Source organism: Bradyrhizobium sp. (genome assembly GCF_028868675.1).
In the GTDB taxonomy this organism is placed as follows: domain Bacteria; phylum Pseudomonadota; class Alphaproteobacteria; order Rhizobiales; family Xanthobacteraceae; genus Bradyrhizobium.
The window spans coordinates 15,138-31,532 of sequence record NZ_JAGWUA010000031.1; the positions used below are offsets into that span (position 1 = coordinate 15,138).

Consider the following 16,395-nt stretch of genomic DNA (forward strand, 5'->3'; position numbering starts at 1 on the left):
CTCTCGAATTTGCCGCCGGGGCCCGCACAACAAGGACGGAAACCGCCATGCCTGCCTATCGCTCCCGCACCACCACCCACGGCCGCAACATGGCGGGGGCGCGCGGCCTCTGGCGCGCGACGGGCATGAAAGACTCGGACTTCGGCAAGCCGATCATCGCGGTCGTCAACTCCTTCACCCAGTTCGTGCCCGGCCATGTCCATCTGAAGGATCTCGGCCAGCTCGTGGCGCGCGAGATCGAGCAGGCGGGCGGGGTCGCCAAGGAGTTCAACACCATCGCCGTCGACGACGGCATCGCCATGGGCCATGACGGCATGCTCTATAGCCTGCCGTCGCGCGAGCTGATCGCCGACAGCGTGGAATACATGGTCAACGCGCATTGCGCCGACGGCATGGTCTGCATCTCCAACTGCGACAAGATCACGCCCGGCATGCTGATGGCAGCGCTGCGCCTCAACATCCCCGCCGTGTTCGTTTCGGGCGGTCCGATGGAAGCCGGCAAGGTCAAGCTGCACGGCAAGACCCACGCGGTCGACCTGATCGACGCCATGGTGGCCGCCGCCGACTCCAACGTCAGCGACGAGGACGTCAGGGCGATCGAGCGTTCGGCGTGCCCGACCTGCGGCTCCTGCTCGGGCATGTTCACGGCGAATTCCATGAACTGCCTGACCGAGGCGCTCGGCCTCGCGCTGCCCGGCAACGGCTCGGTGGTCGCGACCCACGCCGACCGCAAGCGCCTGTTCGTCGAGTCCGGCCACACCGTCGTCGATCTGGTGCGCCGCTACTACGAACAGGACGACGCCTCGGTCCTGCCGCGCAACATCGCGAATTTGAGGGCGTTCGAGAACGCCATGACGCTCGACATCGCCATGGGCGGCTCGACCAACACGGTGCTGCATCTCCTGGCCGCCGCCTACGAAGGCCAGGTCGAGTTCACGATGCGCGACATCGATCGGCTGTCGCGGCGCGTGCCCGTGCTCTGCAAGGTCGCGCCGTCCGTCGCCGACGTCCATGTCGAGGACGTGCACCGCGCCGGCGGCATCATGGGCATTCTGGGCGAACTCGACCGCGCCGGGCTGATCGACACCTCGTGCGCGACGGTGCACGCGCCGACGATGGCCGACGCGCTGGATCGCTGGGACGTCAAGCGCTCCAGGAGCGAGTCGGTCAAAACCTTCTACCGCGCCTCGCCCGGCGGCATCCCGACGCAGGTCGCCTTCAGCCAGGAGCGGCGCTACGACGAGCTCGATCTCGATCGCGAGAAGGGCGTGGTGCGCGATCTCGCACACGCCTTCAGCAACGACGGCGGGCTTGCGGTGCTCTACGGCAATCTCGCGCAGGACGGCTGCATCGTGAAGACCGCGGGCGTCGACGCCTCGATCCTGACATTCTCGGGTCCCGCACGCGTGTTCGAGAGCCAGGATGCTGCGGTCGAAGGCATTCTGGGCGGCAAGATCGTCGCCGGCGACGTCGTGGTCGTCCGCTACGAAGGTCCGCGGGGTGGACCGGGGATGCAGGAGATGCTGTATCCGACCAGCTATCTGAAGTCGGTCGGCCTCGGCAAGGCTTGCGCGCTCGTCACCGACGGCCGCTTCTCCGGCGGCTCGTCGGGCCTGTCGATCGGGCATCTGTCGCCGGAAGCCGCCGAAGGCGGCAACATCGGCCTCGTGCGCGACGGCGATCGCATTTCGATCGACATCCCCAACCGCAGCATCCGCCTCGACGTGTCGGACGAGGAGCTTGCAAAACGCCGCGCCGCCGAGGCGGCGAGAGGTGAGGCCGCCTGGCAGCCGCACAACCGCAAGCGAAATGTCTCGACCGCGTTGCAGGCCTATGCCGCGCTGACCACCAGCGCGGCCCGCGGCGCCGTGCGCGAGGTCAAGCGTCGCGCCAAGTGAACACGATGGGGCGCGCGGACTCTGGTTCGTCCCGCGCGCCGACGCGATAGTCAACGAATTCCTACCGCTCGATGACGGTTGAACGATCGCGTTAAGGATGCCCCGACGAACTTTTTCGGGCGCCGATTTCACGGCGTATAGTGTTGCCCTCCGACTTTCGGATCCAAATCATTTTCGGGCAACTGGGGCACCAACCAAAATGTCTCGTACCATCGCTGTCGTTTTCTCCGCGGCCGCGGCCGCGCTCGCCATGACGTCGGCAGCCTCCGCCGGCTGCTACAATTGCTACACCCCGCCGCCTTGCACGACCTGCTACCAGCAGCAATACGTGCCGCCGCAATATCGCACTGTCGACGAGACCGTGATGGTCTCGCCCGGCGCCGTGGTCGCGCACCGCACGCCCGCGCAGTACCGCACCGTGATGGTGCCGCAGACCGTGATGGTCGCACCGGAGGGCGTGCAGTACGAGCGCATCCCGCCGCGATACGCCACCCGCCAACGCGTCGAGATGGTTTCGCCGGGCTACAGCTACTACGCGCCGGTGGCGCAGCACTGCTGGTCCTGCGGCTACTGATCTCTCGACGAGCGGGGCGGATGGCGGCGCACGCCACCCGTCCTGCGCCCATGTACGACGCGTCGGACTGCGCTCATCTGCGTGCGGATGAGACGAACCGGGCCAAATTGCCCGGAAATCGGTGATGCGGTGACGACTGGTTCGGATGGCACGTTCGCATTGCCTTCGCCGAGCCCATCCGCTAAGCGACTGAAATTCCTCGTAGGGAAGGGTGGCCGAGTGGTTTAAGGCACCGGTCTTGAAAACCGGCGTGCCCGCAAGGGTACCGTGGGTTCGAATCCCACCCCTTCCGCCAATTCTCAAAATTGTCCGGCCTGGAGCGGGATGCGGCCGTCGGTGCAGTCGTTATGAGATCGATCAGACGCAGGCATTAAAGTACCGACAATTGAATCTGACCGTTCCGTTTACCGAACTGAAACTCCGCAACCTCTATCTTCCGGTCCATTCCGAAACGACCAGCAGGGTAGAGCAGATGGTTCTGATCAAGCGCTTCATCGCAGACGAAACCGGTGCCACCGCGATCGAGTACGGTCTGATTGCAGCGGGAATTGCGCTCGCGATCATCACGGTCGTGAACAACCTCGGCACCACGCTGAACGACAAGTTCGGCTCGATCAGCAGCTCGCTCAGGTAAGCCGGCGACAGCCGGTTGGAACTCGGCGCGGTAACCAATTCGCTTTGTGGTGGGCCGCCCAAGGCCAGCGCCACGGCGGTGTTGACGGCGATGAAGGCGCAACCCTCGAGCGGCCCGAGGCCAGCCACCGAGGGAGGTCTGCGGCCAGCCGACAACGTAACGCGCACAGGTCGAAAAAGATCGTTTCGGGGTGGCAGCCGGACTCGATAGTCCGCGCCGGTCGGACTTCCGTTGTGACAATCCCGGCGCTTCCGCCGGATTCGACGCAAAATCAGTTGCTTGCGACCGCAACTGAAACCGGATTCGATCGCGGGCGAACAGCCTGCGGATCGAACCGATGCGGCGCCCGCTGCGATGCGTTGATCAGACCGTCAGCGCCGCCGGGTGCTTGATCTGGATCAAGATTGCCGCAAGAAGGAAACAGCTAAGCTTCCCCCATGACTTGCCCGCCGGTCGGGACAAAGGCGCAGCCTTGAACACGCTTCGCAAGCTTCTGTCCGCAGAGGACATCATCCAGCTCCTGATCCGCGTCGGCTTGCTCGCGCTGCTGATCTTGTGGACCTTCATCATCATCCGGCCGTTCGTGCCCATCCTGACCTGGAGCGCGGTGCTGGCGGTGGCGTTCTATCCCGCCTTCAACTGGCTCGCCAAGCTGCTCGGCGGGCGCCCCAGGACGGCCGCGGCCATTCTCACCCTGGTCGCGCTCGGCATCGTCATCGGGCCGGCGACATGGCTCGGCCTGAGCGCGGTCGACGGGGTCAAGGACCTCGCGAGCCAGATCGGCACCGGCGACCTCATGCTTCACGAGGCACCGGAGCAGATCAAGACCTGGCCGTTGATCGGCCCGCAGCTCTACGACCTCTGGAACCAGGCCTATACCAACGTCCGCGCGGTGCTGCGCGAGGTGGCGCCGTACCTGAAGCCGCTGGCCGGGACGTTGCTGTCGCTGGCGGGCGATGCGGGGCTCGGCACGCTGCAATTCCTGCTGTCGGTGTTCGTCGCCGGCTTCCTGCTGCCATTCGGGCCGCAGCTTCTGGCGGCGAGCCGCGGATTCCTGTTCCGCATCGTCCCCGAGCAGAGCGAGCGTTTTCTCGGGCTCGCGGGCGCGACCATCCGGGCGGTCTCCCAGGGAGTGATCGGCGTCGCGATCGTTCAATCCTTGCTGGCCGGCGTCGGCTTCAAGCTGGCCGGCATCCCGAGCGCCGGCCTGCTGGCATTCGCCGTGCTTCTGTTGTCGATCGTGCAGATCGGCGCGATGCTCGTGCTGTTGCCGGTGGTCGTCTGGATCTGGATGGACAAGGACGTCACGACGGCGCTGCTGCTCACGGTGTTCTTCGTCGTCGTCGGCTTCCTCGACAACATCCTGAAGCCGCTCGTCATGGGACGCGGGCTGACCACACCGACGCTCGTCATCCTGATCGGAGTGATCGGAGGCACGCTCGCGCACGGAATCGTCGGCCTCTTCATCGGACCGATCATCCTGTCGGTGGCCTGGGAACTCGCGGCAGCCTGGATCCGCGTCGACCGCGATGAGACGGCATCAGGCACCCCGGCCGACCGGGCCTAGGAGGGCGGCTGCGCAGCCTGCTCGGAACGGTACTACGGGCGTCTCTCGCACCCGGGTTTGCCCGGGCTTGAATCGAAAGCCTAATCTAACGAATTGGCACGAAGTTCGCTGCGCAGCGTTGAGGAATCCTACCCAACCCGATGTCTGGAGAGCACGTGGGCGAAGTTGTCCGATTCATCTCGAAATCCGACCGCGAGCGGGATCGCCTGATCCGCGAAGCCCGCGCGATCTATGACAGCATCTTCCCGCCGGCCGATCCGGTCAGGTCGCCGCAGGAAACGAAGGACTCCTCAGGCATTCAGGCCTGATCTTCGCCCATCGCTTCAAATGCGACGCCAGCCGCCGGCCTAGGCGCGGCCGACAGACAGCCTCAATGCCTGAATCGCGCCGGCAACGGGACCGAGCCGGGGCAAGCTTGCTTCCATCGCATCGGCCGCAGCACGACAATCCTCAGCGACCTTCAGAAGCCCGATTCGGGTGAGATCGAGACTGGAAAGCTCGGCCTGCTCCAGACACAGGCGTTCAAGGTACCGGATTTCCCGCAGGTCTTTGTTCATGCGTCGTCTCCCGATTTGCTCGGAGCCGACTGCGATTCTGGTTAAGAAATGGTTAACGACACCCGAAATCGGACGGATGTGGTACACTGCCACCACATCGGTCGGGGCCCGGCGCCGCCGACAAACCACCATGTGGAGACGATCGCTTTCAGCCAGTCCAGCACCCGTTCGTTCCATGCAGTGGAGCTTGACCATGACCACGTTCGACAAGCGCGAGCAGGGCTTCGAGGCCAAATTCGCCCACGATGAGGAGTTGATGTTCAGGGCGATGGCCCTGACCAACAAGCTCCTCGGCAACTGGGCCGCAGCACAGCTCGGACTGACGGGAGACGCGGCGGCTGGCTATGCGACGGCGCTGGTGACGGCCGACCTGGAGAACCAGACCATCGACGGCACCCTGCGCAGGGTCGCTGCCGACCTTGCCGGCAAGGGCATTTCGGCCGAGGAGGTCGCCCGGAAGCTGCAAGGCTATCTACACCAGGCCATGCAGCAACTCGGCGCAAGTAGCGAGTAGCGCTCCGCACGGCGTGCCGCCAAGCCGCGGCGCAAGTCTTCACGCCCCTGTGCGTCTGGCTTTCCATGCTATCTTGCCGTCAGCCAGTCCGCCTTCACCGCCATTCAGCCTCGGGGGAATCGTTGCGAATCCGTGCCACCATTTGCGCTGCGGCGATCCTGCTGTTCGGCGCAGACATCACCAGCGTTGCCGCGCTGCCCCTGACGCCGTTCCGCTATGAGGCACAGGCGCAGCGCTATTGTCCGGGCGACAGGATCGTCTGGCTGGATTTCAGGAAGGGCGTCTACTACGGCAAGGGCCAGAAGCTCTACGGGCAGGGCTTCGACGGCAGCTTCGTTTGCCGGAAGGAGGCGGTCAGCAGCGGCTATCGCCGCTCGCTCCTGGGTTTGCGCTGACGACTGACAGAAAGAAGTCTGGCTTCAACCAAATGCCAATGCCACCAGGCTCGAGCAGAGCAGCACCAAGCCGCCTGCGGTCAGTGCCAGAAATCCGTCGGAGACCAGATCATGGTTGCGCATGGGACACCTCGTCCTCAATGCTCGATTGGATTGATTAAAGATGTCCGAACGAACTCAACTGCAGGAGGTGATGCGTGTCACCCGCGCGAGCGCTTCAGGCTCTCGTGCGGTACCCTTCAAAGGCGTGGGCCAGGAAAATCCCCGCGCTCACTAGGCCCATCAGTGCCGAAACCGTCTCGATCATTCCCAGACTTTCGCAAACGTTCGTTGCGCCCCTGCACACGACAAAACGCGCACGCCCTTGCACAGTCAAAAAGATTCCCGTGCGCAGGCCGACAATCGGGGTGGAGTGAGGCTTCGCTGCAACAGCTGTTCAAGACTGGGGCAGGACCGGTCGTTTCAAGGGCCATTCATCCGTAGTTGGGCGGGCAGGTTGCCAACGTTGGGTTTACCATGCGCGCGTGATCGCCACGCGCTCCCCATTTCCGCCGTGTTCGGGTTGCGATATCGTCACATCGTCAGGCGGTGGTGGGCCGCTCTGGGCAAGACCGGCGAAAGGCCCTGATGCGGGCACCCGTCCGGTAAAGATGGTATTTGGGGCGAATGGGGATCCGACCGTCAGATTCGGTGTTGCGGGCCGCGCGTGGCGTTGCCGCTGCCGCGGCTTGCCTTGCGCTCGCCAACTGCGCCTCGTCGAACAAGTTCGCCAGCCGCGTCGATCCGAAATACGGCGTGTCCTCCAGCCCCCGCGTGGTCGCGTGGGGCGATCCGGTTCCAAAAGGCGGCGGCACCTATCGCGTCGGCAAGCCCTATATGGTGGCCGGCAAGACCTACGTGCCGGAGGAGGACCGCAACTACCGCGCCGAGGGCCTCGCGTCCTGGTATGGCGATGATTTCCACGGCCGCCTGACCGCCAATGGCGAGGTCTTCGACATGACCTCGCTGACCGCCGCGCATCCGACCTTGCCGATGCCGTCCTATGCGCGCGTGACCAATTTGAGCAACGGCAAGTCGGTGATCGTTCGCGTCAATGACCGCGGCCCCTATCACGGCAACCGGCTCATCGACGTCTCGAACAAGGCCGCGGAACTGCTTGAATTCAAAGGCAATGGCGTGGCCAAGGTCCGGGTCGAATATGTCGGCCGGGCGCCGCTGGAAGGCTCTGACGACCGCCAGTTGATGGCGACGCTGCGCACCGGCGTGCCGGCACCGACCCCGTCCATGGTCCGGGTGGCTTCGGCCAGGCCGTTCGTCCCGGATGCGGTGACCTCGGGCCGAGCGATCCGCGGCGAGGTTCCGCTGCCGGACGGCCGGCCCTACAGTCTCGGCAACACCTCGGCTGACGTCGCCTCCATCAACGCCACCTCGGAAATGTCGGCCTCCAGCCGCAGCCGGGGACGGGCGATCGAGAATGCCCGCGCGGTCTCCTACGAGGATGACTCGCGCTATTCGACCGATCTGAGACCGGTCTCGGCTTACGCGCCGGTCGAACCGCGCGGTCCGAGCGAACTGTTGAGCGGTCGCGGGCTCTATTGAAGCGTCGGATCCGGGGCGGATCCCGTCGTCAGCGCGCCCTCATGCTCTCCCGAAGAAACGCCACCAGCGCCTCGTTGACCTCGTCGGGCCGCTCCTGCTGAACCCAGTGGCCGGCACCCTCGACGATCAGCTTGCGCCTGAGATTCGGCAGCACGCGCTCGAGCTCGTTGACGCGCTTGGCGCCGATCAGCCCGGTCACCACGGCGTCGTTGGAGCCGGCGATGAAGAGCGACGGCTGATGGATCTGCGCGTCCTGCCAGGGTGCCGTCAGCTCCCAGTTGCGGTCGATATTGCGATACCAGTTCAGTCCGCCGCGAAAACCCGATTTGCGGTAGGTCTCGGTGAAATAAGCGAGGTCGGCCTCGCTCAGCCAATGCGGCAGTGGCCCCTCGGCGCCGGCATGGCCGAGAAAACCCTTGCCCTCCTGGACGAACATCGCCGCGGTCGGATCGGACAGGCCGCGCCCGCCGAGCACGATACGCATGGTGCGCGCGACGTCGCGTTCGAGCTCGGCTTCGGCAACGCCGGGCGTCTGGAAATATTGCCAATAGAAATTGGTGATGCCGCTCTGGCGCAACAGATCGAGCGGCCTGCCGCGGCCGCGAAAGGGCGGCGGCACGCTGAGGCCTGCGACCGCGGTGAAGATGTCGGGGCGGAACAGCGCCGCATGCCAGGCAACCGGCGCCCCCCAGTCGTGACCGACCACCATCGCTTGCTTTTCGCCGAGCGTCTGCACCAGGCCCACCACGTCGCCGACGGTGTCGAAGATGGTGTAGGCGGAGATGTCGGTGGGCGCGGCGCTGGCGCCAAAGCCTCGCATGTCCGGCGCAACGACGTGAAAGCCGGCTGCTGCGATCACCGGAATCTGGTGGCGCCAGGAGTAGGACAGTTCCGGCCAGCCGTGGCACAGCACCACGAGCGGCCCGCGGCCGGCTTCACGCACGAACAGATCGATCCCGTTGGCGGAGATTGTGCGGGTGGTCGACATCGTTTTTCCGCCTTGATTCAGGGGTTTGGTCCGAGATCGTGAGGTGTCACGATAGGGACCGCGGGCCCGTCGTGCAATCTCCGGGTATGGACGCGAGGCTCGTGTTGTTTGCCCATGGTCCAACTGTTAGAACGCCGCTCTCAGGGCTTCGCCATGGCATTTCAAACCTTTCCGACCCGCCGCGCCCGGCTGTTCGCCGGAAGGCTCGCGCGCGGGCTGATCGCGGCCGGCGTGGCTCTCGGCGTCGGCTGGGGCGGGATGCTCTACGCTGCCAATCAGAGCGTGCAGGGCGCCAAGAAGGTCGAAGATGCGGGCTTCGACGGTGACGCGCCGAACGCGATCCTGATCGAGGCGTCCAGCGGCAGCGTGCTGTTCGAGAAGAACGCCGACGAACTGCGGGCGCCGTCGAGCATGATGAAGATGATGACCGTGGAGGTCGTCTTCAACGCCATCACCAAGGGCGACGTCAAGCTGACCGACGAATACCGGATCAGCGAGAACGCCTGGAGGAGGGGCGGGGCACCCTCCGGCGGCTCCACCATGTTCGCCGCCATCAACAGCAAGGTGTCGGTGAACGACCTCCTGCACGGCGCCATCATCCAGAGCGGCAACGACGCCTGCATTGCGCTCGCCGAAGGCATGGCGGGCAACGAGCGCATCTTCGCCGCCGATTTCATGACCAAGCGCGCCCGGGAGTTGGGTCTGACGAAGTCGACTTTCGGCAATTCCAACGGCCTGCCGGACCCCGGCAACAAGATGACGGTGCGCGAGATCGGGATGCTCGCGCGCCACATCATTCTGACCTATCCGGAGTTCTACAAGCTGTTCGGCGAGAAGGAGTTCACCTGGAACAAGATCCGGCAGCAGAACCGCAATCCGCTGCTCAATTCCATGGAGGGCGCCGACGGGCTGAAGACCGGCTACACCAAGGAGGGCGGCTACGGCATGGCGGGCTCGGCAGTGCAGAACGGCACGCGGCTGATCGTCGTGGTCAACGGCCTGGAGGACTCCGAGGATCGCGCCTCCGAGGCCAAGAAAATGCTGGAATGGGGCTTTCGCAATTTCGAGACCCGGACGCTGATGGCGGCCGCGCAGACGATCGGATACGCAAAAGTGTTCGGCGGCGACAGCCGCTCGGTCAGGCTCGTGGCCAAGACGCCCGTGAAGGTGATGGTGCACAAGAACGGCAGCGACAAGCTGATCGCGCGCGTCGTCTATAGCGGCCCGGTCAGGGCGCCGATCGAGGCGGGACAAAGGATCGGCGTGGTCCGGGTCTGGCGCGGCGGCAACATCGCGATGGAAACGCCGGTCTATGCGGCCGAGGCGGTCGGCACTGGCTCGACCGTGCGGCGCGCGATCGACGGCGCGAGCGAGCTCGTGATCGGCATGTTCCGCGCAGGCGCCGAGAAGCTCTGAGCATGAACGGGATCGCAGTGAAGCCGCCGTCCGGACGCGGACGCTTCATCACCTTTGAGGGCGGCGAGGGGTCCGGCAAGTCGACCCAGATCAGGAAGCTTGCCGAGCGGCTCGATGCCGCCAGGCTCAAGACCATCGTCACCCGGGAGCCCGGCGGATCGCCCGGCGCCGAGATCATGCGCCACCTCGTGCTGTCGGGCATGGGCAAGCTGCTCGGGCCCGACGCGGAGACGCTGCTGTTCGCGGCGGCGCGCGACGACCATGTCCGCAGCGTGATCCAGCCGGCGCTGAACCAGGGCACGTGGGTGCTGTGCGACCGCTTCTCGGATTCCACGCGCGCCTATCAGGGCAGCCTCGGCAGCGTGCCGGCCGGCCTGATCAACGCCATGCAGCGCGTGACGATCGGCGACCTCAAGCCCGACCTCACCATCATCCTGGACCTGCCGGTCGAGGTCGGCCTGCAGCGGGCCGCCGCGCGCCGCGGCAAGGACGCGCCCGACCGGTTCGAGGCCGAGGACCTGCAGTTTCACCGAAACCTGCGCGAGGCCTATCGCAAGATCGCGGCCGACGATCCCGAGCGCTGCGTGCTGGTCGATGCCGACGCCGATCCCGATACGGTGGCCGGACGCGTCTGGTCGGCGCTGCGCGACCACATCTTCGCGGCGGCCATTCCGGCACAACCGGCATGAGCCCCCGCCAGACCGAGCGCGAAGTCGCCATTCCGCATCCGCGCGAGACGAACCTGTTGTTCGGCCATCGCGAGGCGGAGGCGGCGTTGCTCGACGCCTACCGCAGCGGTCGCATTCCGCATGCCTGGCTGATCGGTGGTCCGCTGGGAATCGGCAAGGCGACGCTGGCCTACCGGATGGCGCGCTTCGTGCTCGCCCACGGCCGGCCGACGGCGCCCGCCGTGCAGCGCGCCGAAACCCTCGCGCTCGACCCGAACGACGCCGTGGCGCGGCAGGTCGCGGCCGGCTCGCATGGCGGCCTCCTGACGCTGGAGCGCACCGCGAACGAGCGCGGCGTCATGCGCACCGTGATCACGGTGGACGAGACGCGCGAGACCATCGCCTTCTTCGGCTCGACGGCCGCGGCCGAGGGCTGGCGCGTCTGCATCGTCGACACCGTCGACGAGCTCAATCCCAATGCTGCGAACGCGCTGTTGAAGATCCTCGAGGAGCCGCCGCAGCAATCGCTGTTCCTGCTGGTCAGCCACGCGCCGGCGCGCGTGCTGTCGACGATCCAGTCGCGCTGCCGCAAGCTGCAGCTGCGGCCGCTGTCGACCGGCGAGGTGATCGAGGCGGCGGCCGCTGCCGGCGGTCTCGACGAGGGCGATCCGGCCTTGCGCGAGGCGGCGGAGGCCGCCGAGGGTAGCGTGGCGCGGGCGCTCACGTTGCTCGGCGGCGATGCCTTGAAGCTGCAGCAGCGCACCGCGGCGCTGCTTGCGCGGCTGCCACAGGTCGATCCGCGCGAACTGCACGCGCTGGGCGATTCGCTCCCCATCAGCGACCGCGTCGCGCTGGCCGCCTTCGTCGACGGCGTCGACCGCTGGATTGCCGAACGCCTGCACGGTAGTGACGTCGATCCCAACCAGAACCTGCCGCGCCTTGCACGGCTGGCGGAGGTATGGGAAAAGATCGTCCGCGCCGCGCGCGACACCGAAACCTACAATCTGGAGCGCAAGCCGCTGGTGTTTTCGGTGTTCGGCTGGCTCGCGGACGTGATGCGCTAGGCGCCTTTCGCGTTGGTTTCCGACATTTCGAGCCGTAGAGGAATTCGTGGTGGCAACGCGAGCTAAGAAAACTGTCAAGCGCAAGGGCGGCAAGAAGGCGACCAAGAAAGCCGTCAAGAAGGTCACAAAGTCTCGTGCGCGCGCCGACGCCAAGAAGAAGGCGAAGACCAAGGCTCGGAAGAGCGCGGCCAAGACGCGCGTGAAGAAGGCCAAGACGCGCGTCGCCAGGAAGACCAAGGCGAAGAAGACGGCGCCGAAGAAGGTCGGCAAGTCGACGTCCAGGAAAAAGGCGGCTGCCAAGCCGCCGTCAGTTGCACCTAAGGCCGCAGCGCCCAAGCCCGCGCCTGTCGCCGCAAAGCCGGCGAAGCCGAAGACCCCACGTTCGCCGGCCAAGGCCGCCCCCGCCGCCGCGCCGACCGCTCGGCCCGATCGCGGCAACGCGTTCTACATCACCACCGCGATCGCCTATCCGAACGGCCATCCGCATATCGGCCACGCCTACGAGGCGATCGCGACCGACACGCTGGCGCGCTTTGCGCGGCTCGACGGCAAGGACGTGTTCTTCCTGACCGGCACCGACGAGCATGGGCTGAAGATGATCCAGACCGCGCAGAGCGAGGGTCTGCAGCCGGCCGAACTCGCCGCGCGCAACGCCGGCCGCTTCCGCGAGATGGACCGGCGCCTCAACGTCTCGTTCGACCGCTTCATCCGCACCACCGAAGAGCAGCATCATCGCTCGAGCCAGGAGATCTGGCGGCGCATGGCCGCGAACGGCGACATCTATCCCGACAGCTATTCCGGCTGGTACTCGGTGCGCGACGAGGCCTATTACGCCGAGGACGAAACGCGGCTCAACGACGACGGCGTGCGGCTCGGACCGCAGGGCACGCCGGTCGAATGGGTGGAGGAGAAAAGCTATTTCTTCCGCCTGTCGGCCTACCAGGACAGACTGCTCGCGCTCTATCAGCAGAATCCGGACTTCATCGGGCCGGACTCCCGCAAGAACGAGGTGGTGAGCTTCGTCAAGGGCGGCCTGCGCGACCTCTCGATCTCGCGCACCACGTTCAGCTGGGGCGTGAAGGTGCCCGACGACGAAGAGCACGTGATGTATGTCTGGGTCGACGCGCTCACCAACTACATCACCGGCGTCGGCTTCCCCGACGAGAGCGACGGCAACTGGCGCTACTGGCCGGCCGACGTCCACATCATCGGCAAGGACATCATCCGCTTCCACGCCGTGTACTGGCCGGCCTTCCTGATGTCCGCCGGAATCCCCGTGCCGAAGCGGGTCTACGCCCACGGCTTCCTGTTCAACAGGGGCGAGAAGATGTCGAAATCGGTCGGCAACGTCGTCGACCCCTTTAATCTCGCCGACCAGTATGGCGTCGACCAGATGCGCTATTTCTTCCTGCGCGAGGTCCCGTTCGGCCAAGATGGCAACTACAACCATGAAGCCATCGTCGCGCGCATCAACGCCGACCTCGCCAACGACCTCGGCAATCTCGCGCAGCGCTCGCTGTCGATGATCGCCAAGCAGTTGTCCGGCGTGCTGCCGGAACCCGGCGAGTTCAGCGACAGCGACAAGGCCATTCTCGGCCATGCCGACGGCATGATCGCGCTGGCGCGCGAGGCGATGGCGAGCCAGCAGATCCATCAATGGCTCAACGCCGTCTGGGCCGTGGTGGCGGAGGCCAACCGCTACTTCGCGGGCGAGGCGCCATGGGCGCTGGCCAAGACCGATCCGGCGCGGCAGAAGACGGTGCTCTACGTCACCGCCGAAGTGGTCCGCCAGATCGCAATCCTCACGCAGCCGGCGATGCCGAGCGCATCCGCGAGGCTGCTCGACAGCCTCGGCGTCCCCGACAGCGAGCGCAGCTTCGCCATGCTCGGCGGATCGCGACGGGTCGCACCGGGCACCACGCTGCCCGCGCCGGCGCCGGCATTCCCGCGCTACATCGAGCCGACCGCGAACTGAAACGGCGTCTTCGCGCGCACAATCGGCGAGCGCCCCGTTGCGAGCGGATCGCTCAGCACGTGTTGAAGCGCGCGACCGGGCTCAACGCAGTTTGTTGATCCAGGTTAAGACAAAAACGCACGGCGCAAACGCCTCCGGCGCGCTCGGTTGATGACTCGATCAACGATAGATGCTCTTCTTTCGCGGTGGGAAACCGGGCGCGGGCTTCGAGTCGAAACTTGCGACTGACGTCCGCGACGAAGGGGCTGACGGCTGGATATTGAGACTGATCGCAGCAGACTCGCGGGAGCGTGCTCGCGCCGTACGCGACAGGCTCCGCGCGACGCGCAGGCCAGGCATTCGGGAGCGGCTTCTCGATCGACAAGCGAACGAGCGAGCGGCGCGCGGGGACCTGGCCGAAGCCGAACTGCGGCTCAGCGAGGCAAAATTCCGCGGCGTCCTCGCTGCCTGCCCGGATGCCGTGATCATCATCGGCACGACCGGTACGATCGAGTTCGCCAGCAGCCGCGTCGAGGACGTCTTCGGCTATGAGCCCCATGAGCTAAGCGGCAGGCCGATCGACGTGCTGATGCCGAAACGGTTTCGCACCGCGCATTCCGACCACGTGAGGGGCTTCTTCGGCGCGCCGAGGAGCCGGATGATGGGAGGTGGATTGACGCTCTGGGCCCTGCGCAAGGACGGCACGGAATTCCCCGCCGAGATCAGCCTGAGCCCGATGGCGTTTTCCGACCGCTATGCCGCCATCGCCGCGGTCAGGGACGTCACCAGCCGCAAGGCGCTCGAGACGCTGCAGCAGAAGTCCGCGGAAGACCTGCGCGAGAGCGAGGAGCGTCTCTTCTACTTCATCAAACATTCCCCGGCCGCCATCGCCATGCTGGACCGGGACCTGCGATATCTGGTGTTCAGCGACCAATGGCTGGTCGACTACGGCCTGGTCGGGCGCGATTTGCACGGGCTGTCGCACTATGACGTGTTTCCGGAGATTCCGGATCATTGGCGCCGCATCCACCAGCGCGCATTGGCAGGCGAGACCATCCGGTCGGACGAGGAGCTGTTCACCCGAGCGGACGGCCGCCTGCAATGGCTGCGCTGGGAGATACGGCCCTGGCGGGACGCCCTCGGCAATATCGGTGGCATCGTTTTCGTGACCGCCGACATCACGGACCGCAAGCGCATCGAGGTGCAGTTGCAGCAGGCGCAGAAGATGGAAGCGATCGGGCAATTGACGGGCGGCATCGCCCACGACTTCAACAATCTGCTGACCGTGATCCTCGGCAATTCGGAGGTCCTGCTCGACGAGACCGGGAGCGACGAGCAGCGCCGCAAGCTCGTCGGGCCGATCGTCGAGGCGGCCGAGCGCGGAGCGAGCCTGACGCAGTTGATGCTCGCCTTCGCCCGCCGCCAGACGCTGGAGCCGAGCACGTTCGACCTCAACGAGGCCGTGAGGCGGATGAGCGCGCTGCTGCGCCGTACCATCGGCGAGAACATCGAGATCGATCTGCAGCTCGCGACGCCGCTGTGGGCGGTGACCGCCGATATCAGGCAATTGGAGACCGCCATCCTCAACATCGTGCTCAATGCGCGCGATGCGATGCCGCAGGGCGGAAAGCTGACGATCGAGTCGGCGAACGCCGACCTGTCGGGCGACGATGCCGCGCGCAACATCGAGGTCAGGCCAGGACAATACGTGATGCTGGCGCTCTCCGACACCGGGGTCGGCATTGAGCAGAGGATACTGGACCGCATCTTCGAGCCGTTCTTCACGACCAAGGAGGTCGGCAAGGGGACCGGCCTCGGGCTCAGCATGGTGCACGGTTTCGTGAAGCAGACGGGCGGGCACATCAGGGTCTACAGCGAGATGGGGCACGGCACCTCGTTGAAGATCTACCTGCCGCGCGCCGATGCCGGGGCCGCGATCGGCGTTCCGTCCGTGCAGGCTCCGGCCAGGGTGCCGACCGGCGACGAGTCGATCCTTGTGGTCGAGGATGATCCTCACGTGCGGATGTTTGCGGTCCAGCAATTGCGGCGCCTGGGCTATCGGGTGGCGGAGGCCGGCGACGGGCCGGCCGCGCTGGACGGGGTCGCGCGCTCCGGCGCACCCGACCTGCTGTTTACCGATGTCGTCATGCCGGGCGGCATGACGGGACGTCAGCTCGCGGATCGGATCATGGAGGCGCATCCCGAGACCCGCGTCTTGTTCACCTCCGGCTATACCGAACATTCGATGGTCCGCCACGGGCGGCTCGATCCGGGGGTCCATCTCCTGCAAAAGCCCTACAGAAGCGACAAGCTGGCGCAAAAGGTGCGCGAGGTGCTGGACGTCTGACCTGAAGGCAAGCCGCGGACGCGGGGCAGGTTCCGGTCCCCGGCTATTGCGGCCGCGCGCCGTGACGCGTAGTAACCGGTGCTGTGCCGTCGGCACTTTCGTTCACGGGTCCAGTTCTCGAACATGCTTGTCGACAGTCACTGCCATCTGGATTTTCCGGATTTTTCCGGCGATCTCGACGGGATCGTGGCGCGCGCCGCCGCAGCCGGCGTCGGCCGCA

Annotated in this window: 15 protein-coding genes, 1 tRNA gene and 1 pseudogene; 15 read left to right on the forward strand and 2 right to left on the reverse strand. The window is 65.9% G+C overall.

The window, feature by feature from the left end:
• The first annotated feature begins 47 nt into the window (after positions 1 to 47).
• From ilvD to KGM94_RS06795, 6 genes are all read left to right on the forward strand, one after another.
• Positions 48 to 1,898, forward strand: coding sequence for a dihydroxy-acid dehydratase (gene ilvD / locus KGM94_RS06770; RefSeq protein ID WP_300256197.1), 1,851 nt, complete (start codon positions 48 to 50; stop codon positions 1,896 to 1,898).
• Positions 1,899 to 2,148: 250 nt separating this feature from the next.
• Entirely contained in the window at positions 2,149 to 2,472 is a 324-nt protein-coding gene (locus tag KGM94_RS06775; protein ID WP_300256225.1) for a hypothetical protein, read from the forward strand.
• 205 nt (positions 2,473 to 2,677) lie between these two features.
• A tRNA-Ser gene (locus KGM94_RS06780) sits at positions 2,678 to 2,767 on the forward strand.
• A 177-nt stretch (positions 2,768 to 2,944) separates the two neighbouring features.
• Positions 2,945 to 3,106 (forward strand): Flp family type IVb pilin, encoded by a 162-nt coding sequence (locus KGM94_RS06785; protein WP_300256199.1) that lies wholly within the window; start codon positions 2,945 to 2,947, stop codon positions 3,104 to 3,106.
• A 472-nt stretch (positions 3,107 to 3,578) separates the two neighbouring features.
• A complete protein-coding gene (locus KGM94_RS06790) occupies positions 3,579 to 4,673 on the forward strand; it encodes an AI-2E family transporter (RefSeq protein ID WP_300256201.1) in 1,095 nt (364 codons plus the stop codon).
• 155 nt (positions 4,674 to 4,828) lie between these two features.
• Positions 4,829 to 4,981 carry a hypothetical protein gene (locus KGM94_RS06795; RefSeq protein ID WP_300256203.1) on the forward strand — a complete coding sequence of 51 codons (153 nt, stop codon included), beginning with the start codon at positions 4,829 to 4,831 and terminating at the stop codon, positions 4,979 to 4,981.
• 39 nt (positions 4,982 to 5,020) lie between these two features.
• Here KGM94_RS06795 and KGM94_RS06800 read toward each other — a convergent pair whose 3' ends face one another.
• Positions 5,021 to 5,230 (reverse strand): hypothetical protein, encoded by a 210-nt coding sequence (locus KGM94_RS06800; RefSeq protein ID WP_300256205.1) that lies wholly within the window; start codon positions 5,228 to 5,230, stop codon positions 5,021 to 5,023.
• Positions 5,231 to 5,423: 193 nt separating this feature from the next.
• Here KGM94_RS06800 and KGM94_RS06805 point away from each other — a divergent pair, with 193 nt between their 5' ends.
• The 3 genes from KGM94_RS06805 to KGM94_RS06815 all read left to right on the forward strand — a co-directional run bounded on the left by KGM94_RS06805 (position 5,424) and on the right by KGM94_RS06815 (position 7,738).
• Positions 5,424 to 5,744 (forward strand): DUF1476 domain-containing protein, encoded by a 321-nt coding sequence (locus KGM94_RS06805; RefSeq protein ID WP_300256207.1) that lies wholly within the window; start codon positions 5,424 to 5,426, stop codon positions 5,742 to 5,744.
• A 128-nt stretch (positions 5,745 to 5,872) separates the two neighbouring features.
• The gene (locus KGM94_RS06810) at positions 5,873 to 6,139 is read left to right on the forward strand and encodes a hypothetical protein (protein ID WP_300256227.1); all 267 of its coding nucleotides are present in this window, start codon (positions 5,873 to 5,875) and stop codon (positions 6,137 to 6,139) included.
• A 666-nt stretch (positions 6,140 to 6,805) separates the two neighbouring features.
• Positions 6,806 to 7,738: a septal ring lytic transglycosylase RlpA family protein gene (locus tag KGM94_RS06815; protein WP_300256208.1), complete on the forward strand. Its 933-nt coding sequence runs from the start codon at positions 6,806 to 6,808 to the stop codon at positions 7,736 to 7,738.
• Between the two features lie 28 nt (positions 7,739 to 7,766).
• Here the strand turns inward: KGM94_RS06815 and KGM94_RS06820 are convergent, their stop codons facing one another.
• Positions 7,767 to 8,726 carry an alpha/beta hydrolase gene (locus tag KGM94_RS06820; RefSeq protein WP_300256210.1) on the reverse strand — a complete coding sequence of 320 codons (960 nt, stop codon included), beginning with the start codon at positions 8,724 to 8,726 and terminating at the stop codon, positions 7,767 to 7,769.
• 153 nt (positions 8,727 to 8,879) lie between these two features.
• Here KGM94_RS06820 and KGM94_RS06825 point away from each other — a divergent pair, with 153 nt between their 5' ends.
• The 6 genes and pseudogenes from KGM94_RS06825 to KGM94_RS06850 all read left to right on the forward strand — a co-directional run.
• On the forward strand, positions 8,880 to 10,142 hold the full coding sequence (locus KGM94_RS06825) for a D-alanyl-D-alanine carboxypeptidase family protein (RefSeq protein ID WP_300256212.1): 1,263 nt from the start codon (positions 8,880 to 8,882) through the stop codon (positions 10,140 to 10,142).
• 2 nt (positions 10,143 to 10,144) lie between these two features.
• Positions 10,145 to 10,831, forward strand: a complete 687-nt coding sequence (gene tmk, locus KGM94_RS06830) for a dTMP kinase (protein WP_300256213.1) — start codon at positions 10,145 to 10,147, stop codon at positions 10,829 to 10,831.
• Positions 10,828 to 11,874 (forward strand): DNA polymerase III subunit delta', encoded by a 1,047-nt coding sequence (locus KGM94_RS06835; RefSeq protein ID WP_300256215.1) that lies wholly within the window; start codon positions 10,828 to 10,830, stop codon positions 11,872 to 11,874. The genes tmk and KGM94_RS06835 overlap by 4 nt, the downstream gene beginning before the upstream one ends.
• Positions 11,875 to 11,923: 49 nt before the next feature.
• Positions 11,924 to 13,849 (forward strand): methionine--tRNA ligase, encoded by a 1,926-nt coding sequence (gene metG, locus KGM94_RS06840; protein WP_300256217.1) that lies wholly within the window; start codon positions 11,924 to 11,926, stop codon positions 13,847 to 13,849.
• 169 nt (positions 13,850 to 14,018) lie between these two features.
• Complete coding sequence (locus KGM94_RS06845; protein WP_300256219.1) at positions 14,019 to 16,175, forward strand: PAS domain S-box protein; 2,157 nt, start codon at positions 14,019 to 14,021, stop codon at positions 16,173 to 16,175.
• Positions 16,176 to 16,298: 123 nt separating this feature from the next.
• Positions 16,299 to 16,395: pseudogene (locus tag KGM94_RS06850) on the forward strand (TatD family hydrolase); the annotation flags it as partial.